The sequence below is a fragment of the Burkholderia sp. LMG 13014 genome, from assembly GCF_905232215.1.
Lineage (GTDB): Bacteria > Pseudomonadota > Gammaproteobacteria > Burkholderiales > Burkholderiaceae > Burkholderia.
The window spans coordinates 1-4,078 of sequence record NZ_CAJNKE010000525.1; the positions used below are offsets into that span (position 1 = coordinate 1).

Sequence of the window (4,078 nt, forward strand, 5' to 3'; positions counted from 1 at the left end):
CGGCTGCTTACGCGTCGCCGCCCGGTTTGCCCGATTTCAGCAGGATGTGCTTCGCGACGCCGCGCAGGATATTGACCTCCTCGCGCTCGAGGCCCGTGCGCGCGAACAGGCGCCGCAGCCGCGGCATCAGCTTCTTCGGGTTGCGCGGATCAAGGAAATCGAGCGCGATCAGCGCGTTCTCGAGGTGCACGTACATCCGCTCGATCTCGTCGCTCTGCGCAAGCGTGCCGGCTTCTCCCGACGGTTGCGCCGACGGCTCGCTCGCCTGTTCGAGAAACGCGACGCGCAGCTCGTACGCGAGCACCTGCACGGCCTGTGCGAGATTCAGCGAACTGTAGGCCGGGTTCGCCGGGATGTGCGCCAGCGCGCTGCACTGCTCGACATGCTCGTTCGCGAGGCCCGTGCGCTCGTTGCCGAACACGAGCGCGATGTCGCCCGTGCCGACCTGCGCGCATGCCTGCGTGGCGGCCGCACGCGGCGCGAGACGCGGCGGCCCGTATTCGCGCGTGCGTGCGGTCAGCGCGATCGACCAGTGAACGCCGGACAGCGCGTCGCCGAGCGTCGGCACGACATGCGCGGACGCGAGGACGTCGTCCGCGCCGCTGGCCATCGCGATCGCCTCGGGATCGCTCTGCACGTGCGGCACGCGCGGCGCGACCAGCACGAGACGCGAAAAGCCCATCGTCTTCAGTGCGCGGGCGGCTGCCCCGACATTGCCGGGATGGCTCGGCTCGACGAGCACGAAACGGGTTGACGTGAAGCCGCCGGACGGCGGCCGGGACGAGGCCGCGCCCGGCTCGGACGGCGCGGCGGTGATCTGCGGGGTTTCCACTACGATGCGACTCGGTTCATCAGAATGGCAGTATGGTATCGCCATCACCGCGGCAAACCCACTCGTCCGGACGGATAGTGGGGGTTTCCCCGTATGCCGGTCGCCTGAAACCGCCAAAAATCGGGTAAAATCATGCCTTTACGCGTCGCACTCCGTGCGGCGCGGGTCGTACCCCGTTCTTTGTCAATTCGCGTCTCACCTCGCCTGCCACGTTTGCGCCGTGCCGGGCGGTTGTTCCACTTCGTGGCGGCCCGTGCCGCCGGCTACAGGATCCAGGCTCATGCATCCCATGCTCAACATTGCTGTCAAGGCTGCGCGCCGCGCCGGACAGATCATCAATCGCGCGTCCCTCGATCTCGACCTGATCGAGATCCGCAAGAAGCAGCAGAACGACTTCGTCACCGAAGTGGACAAGGCCGCCGAAGACGCGATCATCGAGACGCTGAAGACCGCCTACCCCGACCACGCGATCCTCGCGGAAGAATCGGGCGAATCGGAGAACGAATCCGAATTCAAGTGGATCATCGATCCGCTCGACGGCACGACCAACTTCATCCACGGCTTCCCGTACTACTGCGTATCGATCGCGCTCGAGCACAAGGGCGTCGTCACGCAGGCCGTCGTCTACGATCCGAACAAGAACGACCTGTTCACGGCCACCCGCGGCCGCGGCGCATACCTGAACGACCGCCGCATCCGCGTCGGCCGCCGCGACCGCCTGGCGGACGCGCTGGTCGGCACGGGCTTCCCGTTCCGCGAAAAGGACGGCCTCGATGCCTACGCGCGCCTCTTCACCGAAATGACGCAGGCCTGCACGGGCCTGCGCCGCCCGGGCGCCGCGGCACTCGATCTCGCGAACGTCGCGGCCGGCCGCCTCGACGCGTTCTTCGAACAAGGCATCAACGTGTGGGACATGGCAGCGGGCAGCCTGCTGATCACCGAGGCCGGCGGCCTCGTCGGCAACTACACGGGCGACGCCGATTTCCTGCATCGCCATGAAATCGTCGCCGCGAACCCGAAGATCTACGCGCAGATGATCCCGATCCTGAAGGGCTACACGCGCGTGCATCCGGCAGCGGAGTAAGCTCCCGGCCGCGCCTGCATGGCGTGGCTTGCGCGCACACCGCTCGCGGGCATCGTCATGATGGTGCGTCGCTCGCCTCCCGGTTGCCGGGAGGCGGGACGATCTTCCCGCACAAGGGTCGCTTCGTGCGCCTATCCTGAAGTTGCTTGAGTTGTTCGGGCCAGTCAGCGGACTGCCGCTTGCACTGCCCTTCCCGCAATGACAATGATTGGTTTGCGTCCGGCACGCCCGCACGGCGGACAACACCGCCGGCCTGCCGGCCCCCGATCGTATCAACACCGCCACGACGCCGTGGCAATCGCATCCGAGTCCCCATGTTACGGCTAAGCGAAATTAAACTCCCCCTCGACCACCCCGAAAGCGCGCTCGAGGTCGCGATTCGCGAGCGCCTCGCGGAGCTTGGCGTGGACGCAGACGGGCTCCTCCGTTACACCGTGTACCGCCGTGCGCACGATGCGCGCAAGCGCGCCGACATCAAGCTCACGTATATCGTCGACGTCGAAGTCACGGATGAAGCGGCCGCGATCAAGCGCCTCGCCGGCAAGCCGCATTGCGGCGTGACGCCCGACATGGCATACCACTTCGTCACGAAAGCGCCCGAGCACGGTAATTTCCTGCGCCCGGTCGTGATCGGCATGGGGCCGTGCGGCCTGTTCGCGGGGCTGATCCTCGCGCAGATGGGGTTCCGCCCGATCATCCTCGAACGCGGCAAGGCCGTGCGCGAGCGCACCAAGGACACCTTCGGCCTGTGGCGCAAGAGCGTGCTCAATCCCGAATCCAACGTGCAGTTCGGCGAAGGCGGGGCCGGCACGTTTTCCGATGGCAAGCTGTACAGCCAGATCAAGGATCCGAATCACTACGGCCGCAAGGTGCTGGACGAATTCGTCAAGGCGGGTGCGCCGGAAGACATCCTCTACCTGAGCCGGCCGCACATCGGCACGTTCCGCCTCGTCAGCATGGTGGAAAAGATGCGTGCATCCATCCACGAACTGGGTGGTGAAGTGCGTTTCGAAACGCGGGTCGACGACATCGAGATCGATCAGGGCAAGGTGCGCTCGCTGAAGCTCTCGAACGGCGAAACGCTGCGCTGCGACCACGTGGTGCTGGCCGTGGGCCACAGCGCGCGCGACACCTTCCAGATGCTGCACGATCGCGGCGTCTATATCGAAGCCAAGCCGTTCTCGCTGGGTTTTCGCATCGAACATCCGCAGGGGTTGATCGATCGCAGCCGCTTCGGCAAGTTCGCGGGCCACAAGCAGCTCGGTGCGGCCGACTACAAGGTGGTCCACCACTGCAGCAATGGCCGGGCCGTCTACAGCTTCTGCATGTGCCCGGGCGGCACGGTCGTCGCGGCGACCTCCGAGCCGGGCCGCGTGGTCACCAACGGCATGAGCCAGTATTCGCGGGCCGAGCGCAACGCGAATGCGGGCATCGTCGTCGGCATCACGCCGGATGACTATCCCGGCGGCCCGCTGGCGGGCATCGCGTTCCAGCGCAAATGGGAAGAGCGCGCGTTCGAACTCGGCGGCGGCGATTACCGCGCGCCGGGCCAGCTGGTCGGCGATTTCATCGCGGGCCGGCCGTCGACGTCGCTCGGCTCCGTGGAACCGTCATACAAGCCGGGCGTGAACCCGACCGATCTGAGCACCGCGCTGCCGGACTACGTGATCGAAGCGATCCGCGAAGCCCTGCCCCAGATCGACAAGAAGATCGCTGGCTTCGCAATGCACGATGCGGTGCTCACCGGTGTCGAGACGCGCACTTCGTCACCGATCCGGATTCGACGCAAGGACGATTACCAGAGCATGAACGTCGAAGGCCTGTATCCGGCCGGTGAAGGTGCGGGGTATGCCGGTGGCATCTATTCGGCAGCCATCGACGGCATCGAAGTCGCGCAGGCGGTGGCGCTCAGCATGGCGGCGGCGCAAACGGCCTGAGGGAACGGCCAGGCTCGGCGCGCCGCGGTTCGCGCGCCGAGCAAGGCTGGCCTCAGCAGGCCATGCCCGGACGATGCAGCCGTACCTGTACCTTGCCCGACAAGGTCTAGCGCTGAAACCTGCGCTCGCCCTTTCGGGATCGGCTGTCACTCGCCGTCATTCGAGTGACCGAAAAACTCCCGGTGCATTTTCGAGAACGCGGCAGGAACCGGCCCGCTTTGCAGC

The 4,078-nt window shown here is 66.2% G+C and carries 3 protein-coding genes; 2 read left to right on the plus strand and 1 reads right to left on the minus strand.

What is annotated here, in order from left to right:
- Positions 1-7: 7 nt before the first annotated feature.
- Positions 8-832, minus strand: coding sequence for an RNA methyltransferase (locus JYJ84_RS30140; RefSeq protein WP_122945753.1), 825 nt, complete (start codon positions 830-832; stop codon positions 8-10).
- A gap of 280 nt (positions 833-1,112) precedes the next feature.
- On the opposite strand from JYJ84_RS30140, the gene JYJ84_RS30145 reads away from it, so the two are divergent.
- Positions 1,113-1,916, plus strand: a complete 804-nt coding sequence (locus JYJ84_RS30145; RefSeq protein ID WP_122945754.1) for an inositol monophosphatase family protein — start codon at positions 1,113-1,115, stop codon at positions 1,914-1,916.
- Positions 1,917-2,230: 314 nt separating this feature from the next.
- Positions 2,231-3,853 carry an NAD(P)/FAD-dependent oxidoreductase gene (locus JYJ84_RS30150; protein ID WP_175222641.1) on the plus strand — a complete coding sequence of 541 codons (1,623 nt, stop codon included), beginning with the start codon at positions 2,231-2,233 and terminating at the stop codon, positions 3,851-3,853.
- Positions 3,854-4,078: the final 225 nt, after the last annotated feature.